Origin of the sequence: Porifericola rhodea, from assembly GCF_030506305.1 — a bacterium.
In the GTDB taxonomy this organism is placed as follows: Bacteria; Bacteroidota; Bacteroidia; order Cytophagales; family Cyclobacteriaceae; genus Catalinimonas; species Catalinimonas rhodea.
Map to the genome: position 1 here is coordinate 1,634,209 of NZ_CP119421.1, position 22,959 is coordinate 1,657,167.

Genomic DNA, 22,959 nt, shown 5'->3' on the forward strand with positions numbered 1-22,959 from the left:
ATACTAATGTTGACTATGCAAAATTATCTTATTTTTCTTGACAATTAGCAGTGCGTAAAATATAATTGCAACATCAATTCGGACGAAAAGGTATCTTTACCCTCAGTCAGACACTTCACAACACTGCGTTGTCCTTTTGAAAAGCCTTTTATTTATTTTAAAACATTCATTCCAAATTAAATTAAGCTACGATTTTTGGTAGATGTATTTAATTTTTAGCACCACTTAATTTTTCCTATGTACAACATTGATGAACTGCAGGTCAGGCTTCTTTCTGAGTTGAGAGAGATTGCCGAAGAGCTAGACCTAAAGAATTACAAAAAATTAAACAAACAAGATCTAATTTATAAAATACTAGATCAGCAAGCGGTCTTACCTGACGACAAACTTCCCACGAAAAAGCCCACCGAAAATAAGGAAAGTGCTCCTGAAGCCTCCGAAGCTAAAGAAACTAAACCTAAGGCTAAGTCTAAACCGAGAAGGAAACCTAACGCTAAGCCTGCAAAAGAAGAGAGCAATAGCGACAAAAGGAAGGAAGATAAAGAAGATAAGGAAGAAAAAACTAATACTTCCTCTTCTCGCCCTCGCCGCATGAACCGCGTTAATGTAACAGATGTGCCTGCTCAGGAAGAAGAAAGCAGCACTGCGCAGGATACAAGCGACCTGCTTGGCTCATTTAATATAGAAGTGGACGATAAGAACGCTCAAAAAACTGAGTCTAAAGACGACAGTAACAATAGTAATAGCCCTAGGGAGAGAGAAACTCAGAGACCACGAAAAGACTCAAATGAAAATCGAGACTCTCGCTCTGACAATAAAAAGCCTCACCGCGAGAGAGAAAGTAATCGTGGAAGCGCTAACCAACAGCAGCAGACTGTACCTATTAAGGAGTTTGACGGATTAATAGAAAATGATGGAGTACTGGAGATCATGCAGGATGGCTATGGTTTTCTACGTTCTTCGGACTACAACTATGTGGCAAGCCCCGATGATATTTATGTATCTCCTTCTCAAATTAAACTTTTTGGCTTAAAAACCGGCGATACAGTAAAAGGACAGATTCGTCCGCCTAAGGAGGGTGAAAAATACTTTGCCCTGCTGAGAGTTGAGTCTGTAAATGGAAAAACCACTGACGAAATACGTGATCGTGTTCCTTTTGAATACCTCACTCCTCTTTTCCCTAACGAAAGGCTGAACCTTCAGACCAAATCTGGTCGCTACTCTACCCGTATACTTGATCTTTTCTCTCCTATTGGTAAAGGTCAGCGGGGGATGATTGTATCTCAGCCCAAATCTGGAAAAACAGTATTACTGAAAGAGCTAGCCAACGCGATTGCTGAAAATCATCCTGAGGTTTATCTGATGATCTTATTAATAGATGAACGTCCGGAAGAGGTAACTGATATGGCGCGTAGCGTAAATGGTGAGGTAATCGCTTCTACTTTTGATGAGCAGGCAGAGAAGCACGTTAAAGTAGCTAGCATTGTACTGGAAAAAGCGAAACGCCTGGTAGAGTCAGGCCACGATGTGGTTATACTACTGGACTCTATTACACGTCTGGCTCGTGCCTATAACACTACCGTGCCATCCTCAGGAAAAATTCTTTCTGGTGGTGTGGATGCCAACGCCCTACACAAGCCTAAGCGTTTCTTTGGTGCAGCACGTAATGTAGAAAATGGTGGATCACTTACCATTATTGCTACTGCCCTGATTGAAACAGGTTCTAAAATGGACGAGGTTATCTTTGAAGAATTTAAAGGTACTGGTAATATGGAGTTGCAGCTTGACCGTAAGCTGTCTAACAAGCGTATCTACCCTGCTATTGACGTTCCTGCTTCGGGTACTCGCCGCGAAGATCTGCTTATGGAGAAAGAAGAACTTTCTCGTGTATGGATTCTTAGAAAACTGATGTCAGATATGACTTCTCAGGAAGCTATAGAGTTCTTACTGCAGCGAATGAAAGGTACCCAGGACAATGATGAGTTCCTGGTATCTATGAACGGATAGTAAATATCATAAACAAATAATAAGGCTATTGACCATGCGTCAATAGCCTTTTTTTTTTACTACCTACCTGCTACATAGTCTTGCAGGTATAAATAAGGTTCAGTCAATTTGCCCTTGTCCGCGATTGTTGCTCGTGCTATCATACCATCATCCTCCCCCAATAAATTAGGAAATACATGTTTGATTAGGTTTTCTCCAAACGAGCGAGAAGCGTCACGAGGTAGTTCAGAAGGCAGGTTATCAATTGCCATAACACTTACAAACTTATTATTGGCGTACGGTTCTTCCACCACAGTATCTTGCTCAGGATTATAGTCGTAAACAGGCTGCTCTATGGTAGAAGGTTGCTTGGTAGAAGGTATAGACCCCTCAATATCACAAGTAATATCAGCAATGACCTTTATTCTAAAATTATCAGTCAGCATATCTTCTCGTTGAAATAATACCGGTGCACGATGATCCCAAAAAGCTCCGGCTATAAACAAGTCTGTATGCTTGGTGTACGGCAGAAAACCTGGCTCAAACTGTTCTGGATGATTAAAAAACTCCTGTCGTCTAAAGCTACCGCCTCCCTTTTTTATATTATAATCTGTTACCATCAGCTGTGTATATACCGCTTCGTCAAAAGATGTATTCAGATACTCCTGAGGAGATACCTTACGAATACCTACACCATTAAGCACCTCCATAGCTCCTTTGGCTACTCTGCCTGCTCCAGTTACTGCTATTTTAACTGGAGGCAGCTTAATTTTTGCGTATTCTGTTTTCAGATCTTCAAGGTCATAGCAATCTTTTGCACGGCGAATGTTGAAGAGCTTCATTTTCTGTCCAAACGTATATAGGCCGTTATAGGCACCTACAATACCCGCAAAACGACCAAACGCTACAATACGGTTGCCTTTACCGTTGGTTAGCTTTTCGTAATCAATTAAGCGAATATTCTTTTCAAGAATTTGCTGAAGCAGCTCTCTGTTGTAGGGCTGTTTTTTTATGGTATGGGAGAAGAAGAGGTAGGTCTTATTAGACAGTAGTTCGGGAATTGGCACTTCTTTTACACCAAGCATAATATCGCAATGACTGACATCATCTACCAGAGGAATACCTGCCTCCTCGTACTGGGCATCAGTAAAACATCTTCTCTCACTTCGCTGGCAATATACCTTTAGGTGAGGGTACTGCTTTTGTACCTCTACCGCCTGGTCTGGTGTAAGTGTGACTCGGCTATCTACCGGTACTTTTCCTTCTCTTATCAGGGCTATGTGTGTTTCACGCATAAAAATGTTGTTTATAATATTTACTTACTTCATTAAGGGTTGCTAATATTAAATGCGTTCATTCGTTTAATTAGTGTACGAATCTATCAAAAATCTATGCCTGGAAAAACCAAAACTTTTTACGAACGCTTTAGCAGCTGGACCAGAAATTCTATTACGCTGCGTATTGTTTCTATCGGTATTCTGGTACTGCTGCTACTGATCCCCAGCTCTATGATAGAAAGCCTTATCCGTGAGCGGCAAAATTACCGCCAACAGGCTATTCAGGATGTTAGTGCCTCTTGGGCTGATGCACAAATTATAGGAGGTCCAATATTAACGCTGCCCTATAGAACAACTTATGTCAACAGTGAACAACAATTAACAGAAACTGTAGCATACGCTCATTTTTTACCTGATGATCTCAATATCAGGGGAGAGGTTTCACCAGAAAGCCGTAAGCGTGGTATTTACGAAGCTGTAGTTTATCGCTCAAGCTTGAGCTTTGATGGTAGTTTTTCTCAACCCATGTTGGAAGTTGTAGGTTTGTCAGAAAAAGATGTGATTTGGCATGAGGCATTTATTTCGTTAGGCATACCAGATATGCGAGGCATAGAAGAAAAGATAGAGCTTAACTGGAATGGAGCAAGCTATCCTTTTTCACCGGGCACCGGCCCCTCTCAAATACTAGCCTCAGGAGTGAGAGTAAGCATACCCCTGGATAGCGCCTTGCATAATTTCAACTTTAAGTTTGAACTTAAACTTAATGGCAGTAGCTCTTTGAGCTTTCTTCCTCTGGGCAAAAATACAAACGTAAGCATACAGTCTGACTGGGGCAACCCTAGTTTTGTAGGCGCCTTTTTGCCGGACTCTCATCAGGTAAATGCAGAGGGCTTTAAAGCGAACTGGGAAGTACTACACCTTAACCGTAATTTCCCTCAGGTTTGGAAAGGGGAACAGTACAGCTTTTCACTTCAAGGTTTAGCTTACGAAAAGGCTTCTCCCGATTATTATGTTGAGCCTAATTTAGCAAATAGCAAATCTTACAGCTTTGGAGTAAACTTACTTATGCCGGTAGATGAGTACCAAAAAAGTATGCGCTCTGCTAAGTATGCCATCATGTTTATTGCCCTGACCTTTCTTACCTTCTTTTTTGTAGAGATACTAAATCGTAAGCGCATACACCCCATTCAGTATTTACTGGTAGGGTTGGCGCTTTGCCTGTTTTTTACGCTATTGCTGGCCATTTCTGAGCATAGTAGTTTTAATATCGCTTACATTATATCGTGTATTGCAGTAAGCGCGCTAATCGCTGTTTATGTACAGGCTGTTTTTAAAGATAAAAGGCTAAGCAGCCTGCTGATTTTATTACTTCTACTGATGTACGGCTTCATTTTTACTCTGCTCCAACTACAAGATTATGCATTACTGATCGGTAGTATTGCTCTCTTCATTATACTGGCAGTAGTCATGTATATTTCCAGAAAAATTGATTGGTACGCGCTTTCAGAACAAGAGGATGATTAGTGTACGATACTGGTTTCTATTATCGTTCTTTTATTGAAATATGTGTAAATTCTGGTATGTTAGAATGCAGATATTAACCCAAAGAATATGAAGAAGATTTTAATTTTGGGGGCAGGCAGGTCCGCTGCTGCCCTCATTGACTACCTTAGCCAGGTAGGGCAGCAAAATGGCTGGCAGATTAAAGTAGTAGATGCTGCTGTAGAGATTATCCAACTTTATGAAAGCCGCTACGACAATGTGCAGGCCTCTCAGTTAAATGTACTTGACGCTACTGCCCGCGAAGCACTGGTAAAGGAAACTGATTTAGTTATTTCTATGTTACCGGCGCGCTTTCACATTCATGTGGCTGAGTCTTGCCTGAAACTAAACAGGCACCTACTTACAGCCTCTTATGTTGACGATGATGTACAGCAACTGGCTCCTAAAGTAAAAGAGCAGGGACTAATTTTTCTATACGAATGTGGCCTGGACCCAGGTATAGACCATATGTCGGCTATGCAAATAATTGACAAGATTCGCCGTCAAAATGGGCATGTTACTTCCTTTCAATCATTTTGTGGTGGGCTTATGGCTCCTGGTTCAGATGATAACCCCTGGCGGTATAAGTTCACCTGGAACCCCCGAAACGTAGTGCTGGCAGGAAAAGGAGGTACAGCACAGTACATTTATCATGGTATTTATAAGAATATTCCTCACCATCAGCTCTTTAAACGCCTGACAATGGTAGAGATTCCTGATTATGGTGATTTTGAGTCTTATCCCAACCGTGATTCTTTAAAGTATAAAGAGCTTTATGGCTTACATCAGGCAGCCACTATTTTAAGAGGCACACTCAGGCGCCCCGGCTTTTGTTCGGCATGGCATGCTTTTGTGCAGCTAGGCCTTACAGATGATAGCTACCAGGTACGCAACGTAGAGAACATGACTTATGCGGAATTTACCCGCTCCTACCTCCCCTATAGTAAAGATGATCTGCTGACTAACTTTAGCCGATACATTGGTGTAGATATTAGCTCTGAAGTCATGCAGCGTATCAAATGGTTGGGTATACTAGACGAAAAGCCTATTGGTCTGAAAAAAGCGACACCTGCTCAGGTAATGCAGCAGCTTTTAGAAAATAAGTGGACTGCTAAGCCTACAGATAGAGATATGATAGTAATGCAACATCAGATTGAATATCAGGTGCATGATGAGTTACGTAAGTTAACCTCTTCGCTGGTTACTATCGGGAAAATCTCAAATCTGTCCGGTATGGCCAAAACTGTGGGCTACCCATTAGGTATAGTAGCTAAGCTAATCTTACAAAATAAGATTAGCCAGCGGGGTCTGATGATACCTGTGCATCAGGAAATTTATGAGCCGGTACTGCAAGAGCTAAGCCATATGAATATTGCTTTTGTAGAGCAGGAAGAAAGTCTAACCCCAGTGCCGGTAGATTAACGAAAAGTAATTTTTTCACTTTAACCCTAAATATCAATGAGCATTACAACATTACCCGACTTGCTGGATAAGATGTGGAAAGACTATACCAGCATGAACCCCCAGGCTCTTAAAATCTACAATCTATTTATTGAACGTGGTGACCGTGTTGTCAACGACCATATTGCACTACGCACCTTTAACCACGCTAAAGTAGGTATAGATGCTCTTTCCCGTTCATTTTTACAGGGCGGCTACGAGTATCAGCAGGATTACCACTTTACTGAAAAAAAGCTGTATGCCAAGCATTTTCAGCATCCGGATGAGCATATGCCTAAAATTTTTATCAGCGAACTAAAACTTGAAGAGTTTGACGATGAGCTACAATCTATTGTGAATGAACTGATAGAACAAGTACCTGAAAGCGCTTTACAGCAATATGATTTTTGTTCTAACGGCCGCCCCTGGCAAGTAGACTTTAATACTTACGAAAAGCTTAGAGCTAAAAGCGAATATGCCGCATGGATGTCGGCGCACGGATACAGACCAAACCACTTTACCGTTTTTGTTAACGAGCTCAATAGCTTTGCTGACATTAGAGATGTAAATGCGTTTATTAAGCAGAATGGTTTTAAGCTAAACGATAGCGGTGGAGAAGTTAAAGGCTCTAAAGACGTATATCTTGAGCAATCTTCTACTTTGGCCGATAGTGTAGAAGTTGATTTTAGCGATGGTAAACATATTGTACCCTCTTGCTATTATGAATTTGCCCAGCGTTACCCTACACCTGAAGGACAACTTTATCAGGGTTTTGTGGCTAAGTCTGCCGACAAAATTTTTGAAAGTACTGATAAGGGACAAAAATGACATGCTAAGTATATAAATAGTGGCCGGTTATTTTTGAGTAACCGGCTTTCCTAATATTGGGTATCTGTCAGCATTTGGTGCTAATACATGCCTCTAAACACCTCCTGCTTTACCTGAGGCCACTCATTTGCAAGTATACTGTAATAGACCGTATCTCGCACCCTACCCCCAGGCATTAGCTGATGACTCCGCAATACTCCATCTTCCTTAGCCCCCATTTTCATGATGGCTTTGCGTGAGCGCAAATTTAGCACATCTGTTTTCAGCTCTAATCTACGTACAGCTAATTGCTCAAAAGCATACTGAAAAAGCAGGAATTTACAGTGTTTGTTTAAGCCAGTTCCATGAAAAGCTTTGCCCAGCCAGGTGGAGCCTATCTCTAAGCGGTTGTTCTCTGGAGACACCGACATATAGGATGTACTTCCGGCAACTTTGCCACTCTTCTGGTCAATGATGGTAAATACGTATTTAGATTTACTGCTGCAGGCCTTTAGCAATACTTCTCCATACTTATTTAAATCTCCCTGGGTATGGATATGAGGGCTTGTCTTCTCCCATATATCAAAATCAAAAGCAATCTGAGCAAACTGATTTAGATGCTCAGGCTGATAAGGGGTGAGCAGCACGCGTGTATCTGACAATTCAATGTGCTGCTCAAACATCTGGATTAGTTTTGCATTCAATAGGTTTCAGATATTTGTTTTAAGTTTTTGAGCCCTTTCTCATAGTCTGGGCCAAGCATGCCATCCAGAAACAAACCAAAAACACGGTTAATAGGATAGCTGAGTTCACCCTCATTAATCCAGGTTACTTTCGTTCCTTCGGGCACTTCTTCAAAAGTCCAAATATCGTCAGATTCAAACATTTGTGGCTTTTCAAACGCCAATTTTGATGAAATTTTTTTATTAGGTTGGACTTCCTGAAGTGTAAGCGATCCTATGCCTACAAGTTTTCCATTCCAACTCCAGACAGAGCCTACTTCCTTACCAGTCCCTTTAATTGTTGTTTTTACAGTTGAGTCACTTTCCGTCCATGGATTCCAATCTACCCATTTATGCAAATTTGATACCTTTGGGTAAACCATACTCACCGGCCTCTCAATTACAATGGAGCGCTCTACATGGTATGAAGCCGGCAAAAAATACGAGACGCTCAGGAATAACCCAGCTACTAGGAATATTCCCAGAAAAGTATTTTTGAGCAAAAACATAGGGTTTAAAGATTTTCTGCAAGCTAAAAAAAATACTTAAAATAAGTACATCATAAAATAAAAATCCCCCATTATGCGGGATAACTCCATTATACTTGCATAAGTATTTCTACCATACTAAATGCTTTCTCAAATAATGCAGTATTGATAAAAAGTATTACACCAAAGTATATTATCTTGGATTGAATGGTATGTATTTGTGTACCATTATAAGTTTATGCTTTCGTACTTCTATAAACTTTAGCCTTTCCATGAATTATAGCCCCATATGGAATATCAGATAGAGAGGACATTTGAGAAAAAGCTTGCTCAGTATATTTTCATAACTATAATCTCACTAAATACCTACGGTATTATTAACCACATTATCTATGGAGGGAAACCAATAAATGCCATTCTGGTCATAATTTCATGGTTATTTTATGTTTTTCTTTTCTGTATAGGACAGGTAAAACAACAGTTTGACAAAGTAATTAATCCGTTAATTACTTCTCTATTACTGCTATTAACAATTTTCTGGATAAGTATGGGAGGTCTGAAAACAGCTATCCCATACCTTTTCCTGATTGCTACACTATTAAGTGTCATTATTTCACCTGCAAAACAAAGGCTAATTGTGATATGTGTTTATGTAGGCATACAGATAGTGCTGATATTGCTTGAAATTTATACAGAATACTCCATTATTAGTGAACCTACCCCACAAGCTATTGCCTCTGTACCAATTGTACTTATAGTCTGCTCTATTACTGCTGCCTACCTTGCTTTTAACCTGAAGTCTAATTTTGATCTGGAAAGAGAAATTTTGCGACAGCAGTCATTAGTATTAATGGAAAAAGGTAAAATCACTCATAAACAAAATGAATCAATCATGCAGATCAACCAGACCCTGGAAGAGCGTGTGGCCCGCCGTACCCATGACCTGGAAGAACTTAACCAACAGCTAATGGACTATGCATTTTACAATGCACATAAGGTAAGAGGCCCTTTATGTCGTATCATGGGACTTGTATTACTTATTAGGCAAGCACCAGAACCTTTAAATCAAGACCTTCTGGATAAATTGGATGTTGCTACTCAAGAACTTGACGCTGTTGTAGGTGCTATTAATGAGATATTGCACTCGCCTGACAAAAAATTAAATATACACTCAAAAAAACAGTCAGGAGTAAGCTAGCTAAGCAGTTTGCATTTATATATCTCCACTTATACTTTCTTAAAACTCTCTTTGTACTCAAAATAAGTTCACGGCATATTCCTCACCCTTAAAGGGTGAGAACAAGCCACTCTCTGTAAGTGAAAGTGGCTCTTTGGTTTATGCTAAAAAATATTAAATGTTAAACTCAATACCCTGGGCCAGAGGAAGCTCAGTACTATAGTTGATTGTATTGGTTTGCCTGCGCATATAAAACTTCCAGGCATCTGAGCCAGACTCACGTCCACCGCCAGTATCTTTTTCCCCGCCAAATGCCCCTCCAATTTCAGCACCAGAAGTCCCGATATTTACGTTTGCAATACCGCAGTCAGAGCCTTGGTACGAAAGGAAAGTTTCTGCTTCTAATAAATTTTGTGTAAAGATAGCAGACGAAAGACCCTGCTTTACATTGTTTTGTATGCTAATAGCCTCTTCTACTTCACCTTGATACTTCAGCAGATAAAGTATTGGAGCAAAAGTTTCTTCCTGTACCATTTCGTATTGCGGCTCTGCCTCTACAATTGCTGGCTTCACATAATTACCACTGGCGTAGCTCTCTCCTTCCAGTACCTCCCCTCCAACTAAGAGCTTGCCTCCTTCTTGCTGTACATTTTGCAGGGCCTTTTTAAAATTTGCTACTGCCTCGTGATCAATCATAGGGCCTACCAAGGTTTTACCATCTAATGGATTACCGATAGATAGTGAAGGGTATATTTTGAGTAAGCGCTCTTTTACTTCTTCGTATCTGCTTTCATGGATAATAAGCCTACGCGTACTGGTACAGCGCTGCCCACAAGTACCTACAGCACCGAATACAGTTGCCCTGATAGCCATCTCCATATCGGCATGCTCAGTAATAATAATTGCATTATTACCCCCCAGTTCTAACAGAGATTTACCCAAACGAGCGCCTACGGCTTCTCCTACCTTTTTGCCCATACGGGTGGAGCCTGTAGCTGATACTAAAGGAATACGACGGTCGTGAGACATCAGCGAACCAATTTCAGCATCACCAATTACAAGGTTAAAAATACCTTCTGGCAAGTCGTTTTCTTTAAGCACTTCTGCCACAATATTCTGACAAGCTATACCAGTTAGAGGAGTTTTCTCTGAGGGCTTCCAGATGACGACATTACCACATACCGCGGCAATCATAGCATTCCAGGCCCAGACAGCTACCGGAAAGTTGAAAGCGGATATTACACCAACTATGCCCATAGGGTGGTACTGATCGTACATACGGTGATTGGGCCGTTCTGAGTGCATAGTAAAGCCGTATAACTGTCGTGAGTGGCCTACGGCTAGGTCACAGATGTCTATCATCTCCTGTACCTCTCCTAATCCCTCCTGATATATTTTGCCCATTTCGTAGGTCACCAGTTTCCCCAGTGGCTCTTTGTACTCTCGTAGTTTAAGACCAATCTGCCTGATGATTTCTCCCCTTTGGGGTGCAGGCATCTTACGCCATACCATAAAACCTTTTTGGGCTTGTTCTACTACTTTTTCGTAGATAGCTTCGTCGGCCATTTTTACACTTCCGATCAAAGCGCCATCTACCGGAGAGTGAATTTCTTTTGTGGCTCCTCCTTCAGTAGCGCTACCGCTATGCAAGCCTGTACTGTATGCAGGGTTCAGACTATCTACTTTTAAGGTTTGCAGCACCTGCTGCATTTCGTTGGTTAATGTTTGTGTTGTTTCCATCGTGTAAAAAGTTTATTCTCGCAAACAATCGCTTACAAGCTTAAAAGAATTATTCTGTTTTTCATATCCCTGAAGGAAATTAGCACATGAACAATCTTACTGATTATCTTACGCTTACGCTGCTCTGGTTAGTATACTTTGGCATACATAGTTTGTTAGCTTCCCAACAGGCAAAAGACAGTATAAAAAGTATAATGGGTAAAGCTGCCAAGTATTATCGTGTACTTTATAATATGTTTGCCCTGATAAGCCTGCTCCCTATTTTGTATTATCATGTTACACGGCCTTCTCAGCTTATCGTTCCTGCCACCTGGAAAGAGGCCTTTACCTTTATAGGTTTAGCATTAGCTACCTATGGAATTATTTTTGTAAGACTGGCTTTTAAGCAATTTTCTTTGAAAAAGTTTTTGGGACTAAAGCCTGCTGACTCTTCTCAAGACGTTTTGCATACCCAAGGTGTATTAAAAGCGGTAAGGCATCCTCTCTATTTTGGAGGTTTACTCATGCTGGTTGGGTACTGTTTTTTTTCTCCTACCCAGGTCAACTTAATTACTGTTTTGTTATTAATCGCATACCTGATCGTAGGCGCACATTTTGAAGAGCAGAGGCTAGTCAGGCAATTTGGTGAGGGATATAAAAAGTACCAGCAGCAGGTGCCTATGCTGATCCCTAATTTTAAAGCATTAAAAAAAATGCGCCAATAATGGGGAAAATTTAAAAGGCCGAACTTCCATCCGGCCAGAATATACTAGTCTTCCAAAAAGCTTCCCAGAATTGAGCTTTCGCCTTTGCTCTCATTTTTACCGTAAGGGGCCAGAGCAGCAATTAGTTTACGGATGGGCATAGATTGTAGCCAAACTTTTCCGGTGCCCGATAGGGTTGCTAAGAAAAGCCCTTCCCCACCAAATATCATAGATTTTAGGCCTCCGGACGACTGTACATCAAAGTCTATAGAAGACTCAAACGCTACAATACAGCCAGTGTCTACTTTCAGGGTCTCGTTGTTAAGCTCTTTTTCTATTACGGTACCTCCAGCATGTATAAAAGCACGCCCATCTCCCTGTAATCTTTGCAAAATAAAACCTTCGCCTCCAACCAGACCTGAACCCAGCTTACGATTAAAAGTGATATCTACTTTTGTACCCAATGCCGCACACAAAAAAGCGTCTTTTTGTACCGTTAGGCTACCTCCCTGAAATGAAGAAAGATCCAGAGGTATAACAGTGCCGGGATAAGGTGCAGAGAAAGCTACTTTAGCTTTACCATGTCCGCGGTGGGTAAAATGCGTCATAAAAACAGACTCTCCGGTAAGCATGCGTGTGCCGGCGGATAGTAGTTTGCCAAAGAAACCCTGATTTGGGTTAGAGCCATCACCCATTTTGGTTTCAAACTGTATACTGTTATCCATGTACACCATGGCACCTGCTTCTGCAATTACAGTTTCGTTAGGATCAAGCTCCACTTCTACTAGCTGTATGCCGTGGCCATGAATTTCATAATCAATTTCGTGCGATTTGTTCATTGGGTTAAAGGATTAGGTGTGTTAATGTATATTAATTTTGCTTGTTACCTATACTAAAGTCTGTACTTACCCTCTAAATATTGTACGGGTTCTACTTTTCTGAAAATCTGAAAGGTGCTATTGAAGTAACTTGATGGTTCAAAATATAAAATACCTGATAATTAGTCTACAGGTAAGGAATTTGACCTTTCATTTTTGTCCAAAGCAAAAAAGCAATCCACATTGGATTGCTTTTAAAATATTTACAATATGTAGATCTACCTATTGTTTGTCTTCTTGTGAAGAGTTTTTGTTATCAACATCTTCCTGGCCTTTATCAATATCGTCTCGGTCACGTAGCTTTTTGTCGTCCACGTGGCGGTTTAGAAATTTATTAATTTTATCAATCTCCAGAGTGGATCTAATCTCTCCAAAAGAATCGATTTTAATATCAAAACCATCCAATTCGTTATTAACCTTTGGCTTCTCTCTCTTACTTAATCTTTTTCTGCTCATAATTTTCTACGTTTTAACCTTATCCCCAAGTCTTTCCAGGGCATTTTCTATTCTGGAAGCGGTCTCGGCTGTCCCTAATACCTCAATGGTAGGCATTAGATCCGGGCCAGAACCCTCACCAGTGACGGCTAAACGCAATGCCTGCATTACCCTTCCCATTTTTACGCCCAAATCGTTCAATACCTGCTCTAACACTGCTTTAGCTTCATCTGCACTAATCCCGTTAGATTGCTCTTTAAGAGCATTGGCATAAGCCTTAAGTACAGTTACTGCCTCTTCCGTCCACTTCTTATTAACGATTTTTTCGTCATATCGTTGGGGAGCTACGTAAAAGAATTGTGCATTTTTCCATATCTCCGCAGGAAATGTCACTCGCTCTTTCATTAATCCACTTACGAATGCAGCTTTTTCACGACTACTGGCTACGCCTTCCTTTTCAAGCTCTTTCAGTAGCATCTCTGCCAGCTCTTCGTTTGTTTTTTGCTTCAGATATTGTTGATTATACCATTTGGCTTTGTTGATATCAAACCTGGCTCCTGCTTTGTTTATCTGCTCAATTTTAAAGGATTTAATAAGCTCTTCCTTAGAGAATATTTCCTGCTCCGTGCCGGGGTTCCAACCCAGGAAGGCCAAGAAGTTAAGAAAAGCTTCGGGCAGGTAACCATCTTCTTTAAAACCTGCAAGCTGATTATTGTCATCATCTATCCATTCCATCGGAAATACCGGAAACCCATGTTTTAACGAGTCACGCTTGCTAAGCTTACCATTACCATCTGGTTTAAGTAACAGGGGTAAATGCGCAAACTTAGGCATGGTATCTTCCCAGCCTAAAAAACGATAAAGCAATACATGAAGGGGAGCCGAAGGAAGCCACTCTTCGCCACGAATTACATGAGTAATTTTCATAAGATGGTCATCTACCACATTTGCCAGGTGATAGGTAGGCATACCATCAGACTTCATCAGAACTTTATCATCCAGCGTAGAAGAGTGTACCATAATCCAACCACGGACCATATCATTGAGCCTTACTTCATCTTTACGAGGTACTTTTAGGCGTATCACATAAGGCTCACCCGCCTCCATCTTCTCTTTTACTTCTTTTTCTGAAAGAGTCAGCGAGTTTTTCATCGTCATGCGTGTAATAGCATTGTACTGGGGCTGCGCAACACGCGCCTCCTTCAGTCGCTCGCGCATTTCGTTCAGCTCTTCTTCTGTATCAAAGGCATAATACGCATGACCGGCATCTATTAACTGCTGAGCATATTTCTGATACATATCTTTTCGCTCCGACTGACGATAAGGAGCATAAGGCCCTCCCTGATCTACTCCTTCGTCGGGTTGTATACCGCACCAGTCCAATGCTTTTTTCAGGTACTCTTCTGAGCCTGGTACATAGCGAGTCTGGTCGGTATCTTCTATTCTTAAGATAAATGTACCCTTAAGCTGTTTGGCAAATAGGTAATTGTATAATGCGGTACGAATTCCTCCGATATGTTGAGGCCCTGTAGGGCTTGGGGCAAACCTTACTCTTACTTTCTGTTCCATTATGATGATTAATCTCTATGTAATTTATTAACTAAGGGTGTAGGCGATGGTTGCGCAAAATTATAATAGCTAAAGGGGCATTGCAAACTAAGAGCTGCCTAGCTACTGCAATACTTCTTTAATGGTGCGGCTACTGATTTTTACCTGTCTCTGAAAATTAAGTAGGGCAATAACATAATTAGCTAAACCTACTGATAAAGAAAAAGCAGCATTAATATAAATACGCTCATACACAAAAAAGTACAGCGCAAACAGACTGGTAAGCACTGACCAGAATATGAGAAAAGACAGGGTCCAGATAAATAGTTTATATTGTATAAAAACAATGCTACCCATTGAGCTGCTTTCTATTGTGCCGCTCATAAGGGGAAGAAAGTTATTTGCCCGCTTTACCTTACGAGAAAGCTTAAACTCATTGCCTTTTACTCTGCCGTTAAACAACAGTTCATCGTCTTCTACATCTGGCATCCACTCTCCTTCGCGGGTGGGCTGAGTTACTTTCCATAAGCGCTGCGACAGCTCGCGGGCATTGTATGAGGAAACTATGGTTTCTCTACTATAAGGAAATAAAGACAACACTACTTTTCCCTTCCCTTAGTCTAAGGTAGCGATGCAGGATATTTCTACATTCACATTTTTTGGCAGACGGCTTACCTCCACTGTTTCTCTGGCCGGGGGTAGCTCTTTAAAATACTGCCCGTAAGCCTCGTTTACTGTAGCAAAATCGTCCATATTTTTTACAAAAATTGAGCACTTTACTACCTGAGAAAAACCTACACCAGCCGCACGTAGTATAGACTCCAGATTTTTCATTACCTGATGAGTTTCTTCTGTGATGTTATCGTTAATCAGCTCTCCACTATTTGCATCCAGAGCAATCTGCCCCGAAACAAAAAGTGTGCTGCCCGCTTTAATCGCCTGACTATACGGACCTATTGGAGCCGGGGCTTCATCGGTATGAATTACTTCTTTTGCCATGTCTTTACTGTATTTATGTCAGAAAAATAAACAAGTTGTAAATCTACTTGATTAGAATAATCAAATACACCATAATTCCTAATTTTATTTGGCACCCCTATAGGCAGTAGCACTAAGGGCTGTTACATTGGCTTGAAAGGCCTTTCTGATGCCTTAGTTAGAGCAATGTATGGGATGATTTTTCAAATTTTAATAATATTTTTATGAAGATACTCACCACAAAGCAAATCCGTGAAGCTGATGCAGCTACCATCAAAAATGAGCCAATTAGTTCAATAGATCTGATGGAGCGTGCTACCACTGTTTTTTTGCATCAGTTTCTGGAAACTTTTGGAGTTACTGTAAACCCTGTTTATATCTTTTGCGGGCCCGGAAATAACGGTGGGGACGGGCTAGCTTTTGCACGCCTCTTACACCAGCATAATTGTAAAATTCATGTTTACACGGTTGGGGCCTCCAATAAAGGTTCTGATGATTTTAAAACTAACCGAACACGCCTGCGAGAGTTAGTGAGCGTAAAAAATATTGAAGTAGAGCAAGATATACCTGAAATTCCCAGAGAAGCTATTGTAATAGATGCACTCTTCGGCTCCGGATTGTCAAGGAAGGTAGAGGGTATATTTGCGAAAGTAATTGAGAAGATAAATGCATCTGAAGCTGCTGTAGTGTCTATTGATATACCGTCTGGTCTTTTTGCTGATAAACCCCTGGAGGAAGAAGGTTGCTCTATTATACAGGCTACTTATACCTTTACTTTTCAGATGCCCAAAATCGCTTTTTTGTTGCCCGAAACTACGCGTTATACCGGCACCTGGGAGACCCTGGATATAGGTTTAGATCGCGATTATATTAACCAGGCAGATGCGGACTACTATTATACAGACGAAATGCTTGTGCGTTCTATACTAAAAAGACGTAAGATACATGCGCATAAAGGAGATTTCGGTAAAACTATTCTGGTTTGCGGTAGTCATGGAAAAATGGGTGCGGCGGTACTATGCGCAAGAGCCTGTCTTCACTCTGGCGTAGGGTTACTCACGGTACACGTGCCTGAGTGTGGATATCAAATTTTACAGATGTCTGCTCCTGAGGCTATGACCACGGTAGATCGTCATCAGTATATATTTACTGATCTGCCTCAGGCAGGAAGTACCGCATTAAACAATTATACCACCCTGGGAATAGGCCCCGGCTTAGGCACCGCTGAGGAAACCACATTAGCGCTTAAAAACATTCTGGAAAAGGCTAAATCTTTACAGATGCCTAGTGTACTGGATGCCGATGCCTTAAATATCTGTAGCAAAAACCCTGAGCTTCTGGAGCTCTTACCTGAAAACTCTATTTTAACTCCGCACCCTAAAGAGTTTGAGCGCCTTACCGAACCCGCAAAGAACGATTTTCACCGCTTACAACTATTACAGAGTTTTGCCAAACGCTATAAAGTATTTGTAGTACTGAAAGGGGCCCATACCGCAGTAGGTACCTCAAACGGTAAGATTTGCTTCAATAGTAGTGGTAACCCGGGTATGGCAAGCGGCGGCACTGGCGATGCGCTTACTGGTATTATTACCGGACTACTCTCTCAAAAGTACGACCCTCTGGAAGCTGCCATTTTAGGCGTATATTTGCACGGTAAGGCTGGCGATCTGGCTGTAGAGTCTATGGGACAGCAGGCAATGCTGGCATCTAACCTGATTGACCACATTGGCGCGGCGTACAAGAGTTTGACTTAAATTTTAGACATTTGGCTGAGCAGGATATTTATTACTCATTAAAACAAGCTTCTGAAGGAAGCTATAAAGAGAAGGGCAGTAAGTTTCTGGCTTATGCTTATCCCGTAAGTACTGAGGCTGAAGTAAAAAGCCATTTGGATGGGCTTAAGAAGCAATATTACGATGCCCGACATCATTGCTATGCGTTTATCTTTAAAGCTGAAGAAGGGAGAGAAGAAACTTACCGGGCTAATGACGATGGAGAACCTGCACATACCGCAGGCGACCCAATATTAGGACAGATACGCTCACAAAACCTACACGATGTTTTGGTGGTAGTTATCCGTTATTTTGGAGGAACTAAGTTAGGAGTTCCTGGCCTTATTCACGCTTATAAAACTGCTACCGCAGATGCTCTAGCCAATAACCAGATTGTAAAAAAACTAATTCTAAAGACTTTTGAAGTTCGTTTTGCTTATACAGCCACTAATGAGGTAATGCAGCTTATTGATAAGTTTGAAGCACAGATAGAGGCACAGGATTTTGCTGAAGACTGTTACTATATGCTAGCCGTTCCTCGTAGTCGCTGGTTAGATGCTAAAGAGGAGTTCAGTAAAGCGCAGGATGTGATAGTCATGGATAATGAGGGTTAGCATTATCTATGGCACAGTATATTTGTTTTTTATAAGTGAATCGTTTCTTCCCACAAAAAATCTTATCATTTTTATAGCTACTTAGTCAAAGAATTATTCCTCTTATGAAAGAAAAACAGGCAGTGGCTCTTGTAGCCCATGATAACAAAAAACCAGAGCTTCTTCAGTGGGTAAGAGATCACATAGAGTTACTAGCAGGTTATGATTTATATGCTACAGGAACTACGGGCAAAATGCTGGAAGATGGTCTGAAAGATATTAAATCTATCAGCATTTATAAGCTACTGAGTGGTCCGCTAGGAGGCGACCAGCAGATTGGTGCTAAAATAGCGGAAGGGGTAATTGATTTTCTTATCTTTTTCTGGGACCCTCTTGAGCCTCAGCCTCATGACCCGGATGTTAAAGCACTTCTCCGTATTGCTGTAACCTGGGATATTCCTTTTGCCTGCAACCGTGCTTCGGCTAACTTTCTGTTTGCCTCCGCCAAAATTATTTCAGAATATAGTCGGGAGGCCCCTAACTTTGATGCCTACCTCAACCGTAATCTTAAGAAGTAAATTATGATTTAGGTACAACTATAAGTGCATGCTTACCTATTAGGCATAAAAAAACCCGGCTCTAGACCGGGTTTGATATTTGTATTTAGTGTCTTTATTTACACATTCATCAACGACTCACGACGACGCATTTTACCAGCAGGTATACCAAACATCATCTTAAAACGTCGGCAGAAGTAAGCCGTATCTTTGTAACCTACATCTTTACCAATTTCGCGAATACTCTTTTTGGTAGTTCTCAGTAAGTTTACAGCTTTCTCCATACGCTGATACTCAATATAATCCTGAGGGTTAATACCTGTCAACATTTTAAAGTATTGACCTACATAATCTTCAGACACATTTGCTACATTGGCAAGCACCTTATTAGATAGGTCACCTCCGATATTGTCTTTAATATATGCAAAAATATCTATCAGACGAGGATCTTTAAAGTAAGTACTGTTGGTAGCCAGCTGCTCTACAAACATTCTGTTATCCAGAATATAGCGAATGATTTCAATTACCATACGCTCAGTGCTTAACTTAATAATTCTGTCTTTGCCTGGAGTTTCAGAGTTGTTCTCACTTAATATCTCCTGAATAATCTCCTGTATCTTACTATTACTCTCTAAAACAAATGGAGGAATATCTAGTGAAGCAAAAAAGTTTACCGAGTCAAATACTTTAGCTTCGAAATTAATAAAGCTGAAATTTTCTGCTTCTAATGTTTTTACGTCTGTGGTTTCTAACGACTGAAAATACAACTCTTTGTTGTTGATAAAATCATCATTAGATAAGCTTACCGGATCACCGGTGCCATAGGTAACTGATACTTGCTTGCCACCCGGGATGAACACTACACTACCGCCACTCACCTCAGTATCATCGTTGCCATATCTGATCTTACCACGATTAAGAATCAGAATTGTGTTCTCAACATCGTAATAATTTTGTATTCTTACAGGCTGTAAGATTCTAATGTTTTTCGCTTTGATGAATCTTACACTGAGCGATTCAATAATTTTGTTGTAGTCTTCCATTCAGCTTAGGAGTATAATATGTTCGGTAATAACAGAATTTCTTCATTTGAAATCATTGTTCAAATTTAATAAACCCATGTAACTTTCCAAATAAGAAATTATAAACTTGCTCGCAAAATACAAATTTTTTTCATTATAACCTAAAATATTACATACATATACTGTTATTTTAATATTCCCCTCGCAATTACTATCTTTTGTATCTCCGAAGTGCCTTCATATATCTGTGTTATCTTAGCATCTCTCATCATTCTTTCTACATGATACTCCTTAACAAAGCCGTATCCTCCATGGATCTGCACAGCCTCAGTGCTTACCTCCATGGCCACCTGTGAGGCATACAATTTTGCCATAGCACTCGCCTGCGCGTAGTTCTTTCCCTGATCTTTTAGATCTGCCGCCTGCAAGCAGAGCAGTCTCGCGGCCTCAATTTTAGTAGCCATTTCTGCCAACTTAAATTGTATGGCCTGGTGTTTAGCTATCTCGTGACCAAAAGTTTTTCTTTCCTTCGCGTATTGTAGGGATAGCTCATATGCGCCTGAAGCTATACCCAGAGCCTGTGCGGCAATACCTATTCTTCCACCATTAAGTACAGACATCGCAAACTTAAACCCGAAGCCATCTTCTCCTATTCTATTGCTTTTGGGTACTTTCATATCATTAAACATAAGAGAGTGAGTGTCAGATGCTCTAATACCCATTTTATTCTCCTTCTTACCTACGGTAAAGCCCTCCCAACTCTTTTCGGCAATTAATGCATTAATCCCCCTATGCTTTTTTTCCACATCACTCTGCGCGATAATAATATGTACAGACGCGCTATTTCCATTAGTAATCCAGTTTTTGGTACCATTTATTATATAGTGGTCACCCTGATCAATTGCGGTGGTTCTTTGCATGGTAGCATCAGAGCCTGCCTCTGGCTCTGATAGGCAGAACGCGCCTATTATCTGACCACTGGCGAGTTGAGGCAGGTATTTTTGCTTTAAATCTTCTGAACCGTACTCCTCTATTCCCCAACATACTAATGAATTGTTTACAGACATACATACGGATGCCGAGGCATCAACCTTAGAAATCTCCTCCATAGCCAGTACATAAGACTTTGTATCCATTCCACCACCTCCGTAGTCTGGACTCACCATCATGCCCATGAAGCCTAGCTCTCCCATTTTTTTGATTTGCTCAGTAGGAAACTCCTGCTTCTCGTCTCGCTCAATTACTCCAGGCAATAGTTCACTTTGTGCAAACTCTCTGGCGGCTTCCTGCACGGCCAGATGCTCTTCTGTCAGTTGAAAATCCATAAGCTTATATATGTTAATAATTTGTTATGCATGCAGAGTATCTTACTGCAAGATAAGCTTTGGACGCAGTATTACAAAAAAAGCACCTACGCTTTCACGCAGGTGCTTCAAATATTTTTATATGCTACTAAGCACTAGTCGCGGCCACCCAGATAAATAGATATCCAGTATAGCAAACCAACTACAGAACCTAAAGCAGCTACTACATAGGTCATAGCTGCCCATTTAAGAGCATCTTTAGCCATACCGTATTCGTTAGGTGAAGCAATATTCTGTTGCTTAATCCATGCCAATGCACGCTTACTTGCATCAAACTCAACAGGTAAGGTAACCAGCGAAAAGAGTGTAATTACAGCATAACAGGCAATAATAATTAGCAGCGCCAGACTGAAAAAACTACCGTTGAGACCAAATACAAATGCTCCCCCGAAGAAAAGGGCCAATACTACCATATTCAGGATTTTGGCACTTACATTTTGCACCGGCACCATAGCGGAACGAAATTCCAGAAAGCTGTAAGCTGTAGCATGTTGTACCGCATGTCCACATTCGTGAGAAGCTACCGCCGCAGCTGCCGCTGAACGTCCGTAATATACTTCTTCACTAAGGTTAACAGTCTTGTCTGCCGGATTGTAGTGGTCCGATAGTCGCCCGGGTACAGAAACTACCTGCACATCATAAATACGGTTATCTCTGAGCATACGCTCAGCTACTTCACGACCTGTCAAATCTGCATTCCAGCGGATTTGTGAGTATTTCTTGAATTTGTTCTTAAGCCTCTGACTTACAGCAAAGCTCAAGATTCCTACTCCTATAAATAATATTAAGTATAATGACATATTTTTTAAATCAATGTTTGCTAGTAAAACATAAATAAAGCTATTTATGCTCCATAATGCAAAGCTATTTTACGGCTAAAACTAAAGGAAGTTATAAGATGTAAGACGTTTTTTTTAAGCATTATATTTTTGCTCAGCGGTAGTATTTACTTTCTTTTTAGTAGAAAGAACTGAAGCAATAAAAAAACTGATACCGCCAAAAATAATAAAAGAAACAGTCTGCATACTATGAATTAAAGTGGCAAAAAGCACACCTTCCTGCTCAGCTACGCCATAGAGTAGTAGTACGCCACTTACCAACGCATGAAAAGTGCCAAAGCCTCCCTGCACTGGTGCTGCCATACCCAGGCTACCCATAACTAATACAGCCAGGCCTGCTCCCAGGCCCAATGCCGAAGTTTCTGGTAATGCAAAAAATACCACATAAGACATCATATAATAGCCTACCCACATAAAAAGTGTCGACAGCCAGAAACCCGCTTTGTTTTCTATACGCCCGATGCTGGTTACACCTTTCAGCAACTCTTTACTTAAGTTACGTAGCTTGTGCCATAGGGTGTGGTGCTGAACTGCACGTTTAATCTGCTTTCTAAGAAAAAAAACCAGCAGCAAAAATGCCGCTCCTAAACCTACTAAAATATACAGTACACCAGCGTTTTCCTGTAGAGCAGTGAATTTATCGCCCAAAAAAGAAAAAATAAATTCGTTGAGTAGTTCAAACTCAAATACAAGCAAAAGTACTAAGGCAAAAAACAGACATATAAGATCTACTACCCTCTCGGCAACCACTGTTCCCAAAGAAGTAGTAATAGGTATTTTATCCGTTTTTTTAAGTATGCCGCAACGGCTTACCTCTCCCATCCTCGGAATAATCAGGTTAGCAAAATAGCCTACCATAACTGCCAAAAGTGTGCGAAAGGTAGTCAGGTGCCGATAACCCAAGGGATGTAGCATGGTATTCCACCTAAAAGCCCTAAGGGTATGACTAACAATAAATATAAGTATGGCAAGAGCTACCCATCGGTAATCTACTTCGCGTAGTTTTGCTACAAAAGTGCTAAGGTCAAAGTCTTTGAAGACATACCACAGCAAAGCTCCTGCTACCAGCAGAGAAATGATGTACTTTAGGTAGTTTTTAATATTGCCCAAA

22 protein-coding genes are annotated in these 22,959 nt (G+C 40.9%); 9 read left to right on the forward strand and 13 right to left on the reverse strand.

The window, feature by feature from the left end:
* Nucleotides 1-237: 237 nt before the first annotated feature.
* Nucleotides 238-2,007 (forward strand): transcription termination factor Rho, encoded by a 1,770-nt coding sequence (gene rho, locus PZB74_RS06605; RefSeq protein ID WP_302241595.1) that lies wholly within the window; start codon nt 238-240, stop codon nt 2,005-2,007.
* Between the two features lie 59 nt (nt 2,008-2,066).
* Here the strand turns inward: rho and PZB74_RS06610 are convergent, their stop codons facing one another.
* Nucleotides 2,067-3,281, reverse strand: a complete 1,215-nt coding sequence (locus PZB74_RS06610) for an NAD(P)-dependent oxidoreductase (RefSeq protein ID WP_302241597.1) — start codon at nt 3,279-3,281, stop codon at nt 2,067-2,069.
* A 96-nt stretch (nt 3,282-3,377) separates the two neighbouring features.
* Between PZB74_RS06610 and creD the strand changes: the two genes are divergently transcribed.
* The 3 genes from creD to PZB74_RS06625 all read left to right on the forward strand — a co-directional run bounded on the left by creD (nt 3,378) and on the right by PZB74_RS06625 (nt 7,073).
* On the forward strand, nt 3,378-4,787 hold the full coding sequence (creD, locus tag PZB74_RS06615) for a cell envelope integrity protein CreD (protein ID WP_302241598.1): 1,410 nt from the start codon (nt 3,378-3,380) through the stop codon (nt 4,785-4,787).
* Nucleotides 4,788-4,874: 87 nt separating this feature from the next.
* Entirely contained in the window at nt 4,875-6,227 is a 1,353-nt protein-coding gene (locus PZB74_RS06620; protein ID WP_302241600.1) for a saccharopine dehydrogenase C-terminal domain-containing protein, read from the forward strand.
* Between the two features lie 36 nt (nt 6,228-6,263).
* Nucleotides 6,264-7,073 carry a DUF1338 domain-containing protein gene (locus tag PZB74_RS06625; RefSeq protein ID WP_302241602.1) on the forward strand — a complete coding sequence of 270 codons (810 nt, stop codon included), beginning with the start codon at nt 6,264-6,266 and terminating at the stop codon, nt 7,071-7,073.
* Between the two features lie 80 nt (nt 7,074-7,153).
* Here PZB74_RS06625 and PZB74_RS06630 read toward each other — a convergent pair whose 3' ends face one another.
* Both PZB74_RS06630 and PZB74_RS06635 read right to left on the reverse strand, forming a co-directional pair.
* Nucleotides 7,154-7,735, reverse strand: a complete 582-nt coding sequence (locus tag PZB74_RS06630) for a GNAT family N-acetyltransferase (protein WP_302241603.1) — start codon at nt 7,733-7,735, stop codon at nt 7,154-7,156.
* A gap of 17 nt (nt 7,736-7,752) precedes the next feature.
* Nucleotides 7,753-8,283 carry an SRPBCC family protein gene (locus PZB74_RS06635; protein ID WP_302241605.1) on the reverse strand — a complete coding sequence of 177 codons (531 nt, stop codon included), beginning with the start codon at nt 8,281-8,283 and terminating at the stop codon, nt 7,753-7,755.
* A 268-nt stretch (nt 8,284-8,551) separates the two neighbouring features.
* Here PZB74_RS06635 and PZB74_RS06640 point away from each other — a divergent pair, with 268 nt between their 5' ends.
* Nucleotides 8,552-9,460 carry a hypothetical protein gene (locus tag PZB74_RS06640; protein WP_302241606.1) on the forward strand — a complete coding sequence of 303 codons (909 nt, stop codon included), beginning with the start codon at nt 8,552-8,554 and terminating at the stop codon, nt 9,458-9,460.
* A 153-nt stretch (nt 9,461-9,613) separates the two neighbouring features.
* On the opposite strand, the gene amaB is transcribed toward PZB74_RS06640, so the two are convergent.
* Nucleotides 9,614-11,179 carry an L-piperidine-6-carboxylate dehydrogenase gene (amaB, locus tag PZB74_RS06645; protein ID WP_302241607.1) on the reverse strand — a complete coding sequence of 522 codons (1,566 nt, stop codon included), beginning with the start codon at nt 11,177-11,179 and terminating at the stop codon, nt 9,614-9,616.
* A gap of 86 nt (nt 11,180-11,265) precedes the next feature.
* Here amaB and PZB74_RS06650 point away from each other — a divergent pair, with 86 nt between their 5' ends.
* Complete coding sequence (locus tag PZB74_RS06650) at nt 11,266-11,883, forward strand: methyltransferase family protein (protein WP_302241609.1); 618 nt, start codon at nt 11,266-11,268, stop codon at nt 11,881-11,883.
* Nucleotides 11,884-11,927: 44 nt separating this feature from the next.
* On the opposite strand, the gene PZB74_RS06655 is transcribed toward PZB74_RS06650, so the two are convergent.
* The 5 genes from PZB74_RS06655 to PZB74_RS06675 all read right to left on the reverse strand — a co-directional run bounded on the left by PZB74_RS06655 (nt 11,928) and on the right by PZB74_RS06675 (nt 15,722).
* On the reverse strand, nt 11,928-12,701 hold the full coding sequence (locus PZB74_RS06655; RefSeq protein ID WP_302241610.1) for a TIGR00266 family protein: 774 nt from the start codon (nt 12,699-12,701) through the stop codon (nt 11,928-11,930).
* Between the two features lie 261 nt (nt 12,702-12,962).
* Nucleotides 12,963-13,196 carry a hypothetical protein gene (locus tag PZB74_RS06660; protein WP_302241611.1) on the reverse strand — a complete coding sequence of 78 codons (234 nt, stop codon included), beginning with the start codon at nt 13,194-13,196 and terminating at the stop codon, nt 12,963-12,965.
* A gap of 6 nt (nt 13,197-13,202) precedes the next feature.
* A complete protein-coding gene (gltX, locus tag PZB74_RS06665; RefSeq protein ID WP_302241612.1) occupies nt 13,203-14,744 on the reverse strand; it encodes a glutamate--tRNA ligase in 1,542 nt (513 codons plus the stop codon).
* 102 nt (nt 14,745-14,846) lie between these two features.
* Complete coding sequence (locus tag PZB74_RS06670) at nt 14,847-15,323, reverse strand: hypothetical protein (protein ID WP_302241613.1); 477 nt, start codon at nt 15,321-15,323, stop codon at nt 14,847-14,849.
* A gap of 15 nt (nt 15,324-15,338) precedes the next feature.
* A complete protein-coding gene (locus PZB74_RS06675) occupies nt 15,339-15,722 on the reverse strand; it encodes a RidA family protein (RefSeq protein ID WP_302241615.1) in 384 nt (127 codons plus the stop codon).
* A gap of 203 nt (nt 15,723-15,925) precedes the next feature.
* Between PZB74_RS06675 and PZB74_RS06680 the strand changes: the two genes are divergently transcribed.
* The 3 genes from PZB74_RS06680 to PZB74_RS06690 all read left to right on the forward strand — a co-directional run bounded on the left by PZB74_RS06680 (nt 15,926) and on the right by PZB74_RS06690 (nt 18,644).
* Nucleotides 15,926-17,455 carry an NAD(P)H-hydrate dehydratase gene (locus PZB74_RS06680; RefSeq protein ID WP_302241616.1) on the forward strand — a complete coding sequence of 510 codons (1,530 nt, stop codon included), beginning with the start codon at nt 15,926-15,928 and terminating at the stop codon, nt 17,453-17,455.
* 11 nt (nt 17,456-17,466) lie between these two features.
* Nucleotides 17,467-18,087, forward strand: a complete 621-nt coding sequence (locus tag PZB74_RS06685; RefSeq protein ID WP_302241618.1) for an IMPACT family protein — start codon at nt 17,467-17,469, stop codon at nt 18,085-18,087.
* 104 nt (nt 18,088-18,191) lie between these two features.
* Nucleotides 18,192-18,644 carry a methylglyoxal synthase gene (locus tag PZB74_RS06690; protein WP_302241619.1) on the forward strand — a complete coding sequence of 151 codons (453 nt, stop codon included), beginning with the start codon at nt 18,192-18,194 and terminating at the stop codon, nt 18,642-18,644.
* Between the two features lie 98 nt (nt 18,645-18,742).
* On the opposite strand, the gene PZB74_RS06695 is transcribed toward PZB74_RS06690, so the two are convergent.
* From PZB74_RS06695 to PZB74_RS06710, 4 genes are all read right to left on the reverse strand, one after another.
* Nucleotides 18,743-19,666, reverse strand: coding sequence for a helix-turn-helix domain-containing protein (locus PZB74_RS06695; protein ID WP_302241620.1), 924 nt, complete (start codon nt 19,664-19,666; stop codon nt 18,743-18,745).
* A 164-nt stretch (nt 19,667-19,830) separates the two neighbouring features.
* Complete coding sequence (locus tag PZB74_RS06700) at nt 19,831-20,970, reverse strand: acyl-CoA dehydrogenase (protein ID WP_302241621.1); 1,140 nt, start codon at nt 20,968-20,970, stop codon at nt 19,831-19,833.
* 134 nt (nt 20,971-21,104) lie between these two features.
* Nucleotides 21,105-21,809: a zinc metallopeptidase gene (locus tag PZB74_RS06705; protein WP_302241622.1), complete on the reverse strand. Its 705-nt coding sequence runs from the start codon at nt 21,807-21,809 to the stop codon at nt 21,105-21,107.
* 114 nt (nt 21,810-21,923) lie between these two features.
* Nucleotides 21,924-22,958, reverse strand: coding sequence for a lysylphosphatidylglycerol synthase transmembrane domain-containing protein (locus tag PZB74_RS06710; RefSeq protein WP_302241624.1), 1,035 nt, complete (start codon nt 22,956-22,958; stop codon nt 21,924-21,926).
* Nucleotide 22,959 lies beyond the last annotated feature (1 nt).

Bases quoted from the DNA above. Each gene is read 5' to 3' on its own strand.
- rho (WP_302241595.1), top strand. From the start codon at position 238: ATGTACAACATTGATGAACTGCAGGTCAGGCTTCTTTCTGAGTTGAGA.
- PZB74_RS06610 (WP_302241597.1), bottom strand. From the start codon at position 3,281: ATGCGTGAAACACACATAGCCCTGATAAGAGAAGGAAAAGTACCGGTA.
- creD (WP_302241598.1), top strand. From the start codon at position 3,378: ATGCCTGGAAAAACCAAAACTTTTTACGAACGCTTTAGCAGCTGGACC.
- PZB74_RS06620 (WP_302241600.1), top strand. From the start codon at position 4,875: ATGAAGAAGATTTTAATTTTGGGGGCAGGCAGGTCCGCTGCTGCCCTC.
- PZB74_RS06625 (WP_302241602.1), top strand. From the start codon at position 6,264: ATGAGCATTACAACATTACCCGACTTGCTGGATAAGATGTGGAAAGAC.
- PZB74_RS06630 (WP_302241603.1), bottom strand. From the start codon at position 7,735: ATGTTTGAGCAGCACATTGAATTGTCAGATACACGCGTGCTGCTCACC.
- PZB74_RS06635 (WP_302241605.1), bottom strand. From the start codon at position 8,283: ATGTTTTTGCTCAAAAATACTTTTCTGGGAATATTCCTAGTAGCTGGG.
- PZB74_RS06640 (WP_302241606.1), top strand. From the start codon at position 8,552: ATGGAATATCAGATAGAGAGGACATTTGAGAAAAAGCTTGCTCAGTAT.
- amaB (WP_302241607.1), bottom strand. From the start codon at position 11,179: ATGGAAACAACACAAACATTAACCAACGAAATGCAGCAGGTGCTGCAA.
- PZB74_RS06650 (WP_302241609.1), top strand. From the start codon at position 11,266: ATGAACAATCTTACTGATTATCTTACGCTTACGCTGCTCTGGTTAGTA.
- PZB74_RS06655 (WP_302241610.1), bottom strand. From the start codon at position 12,701: ATGAACAAATCGCACGAAATTGATTATGAAATTCATGGCCACGGCATA.
- PZB74_RS06660 (WP_302241611.1), bottom strand. From the start codon at position 13,196: ATGAGCAGAAAAAGATTAAGTAAGAGAGAGAAGCCAAAGGTTAATAAC.
- gltX (WP_302241612.1), bottom strand. From the start codon at position 14,744: ATGGAACAGAAAGTAAGAGTAAGGTTTGCCCCAAGCCCTACAGGGCCT.
- PZB74_RS06675 (WP_302241615.1), bottom strand. From the start codon at position 15,722: ATGGCAAAAGAAGTAATTCATACCGATGAAGCCCCGGCTCCAATAGGT.
- PZB74_RS06680 (WP_302241616.1), top strand. From the start codon at position 15,926: ATGAAGATACTCACCACAAAGCAAATCCGTGAAGCTGATGCAGCTACC.
- PZB74_RS06690 (WP_302241619.1), top strand. From the start codon at position 18,192: ATGAAAGAAAAACAGGCAGTGGCTCTTGTAGCCCATGATAACAAAAAA.
- PZB74_RS06695 (WP_302241620.1), bottom strand. From the start codon at position 19,666: ATGGAAGACTACAACAAAATTATTGAATCGCTCAGTGTAAGATTCATC.
- PZB74_RS06700 (WP_302241621.1), bottom strand. From the start codon at position 20,970: ATGGATTTTCAACTGACAGAAGAGCATCTGGCCGTGCAGGAAGCCGCC.
- PZB74_RS06705 (WP_302241622.1), bottom strand. From the start codon at position 21,809: ATGTCATTATACTTAATATTATTTATAGGAGTAGGAATCTTGAGCTTT.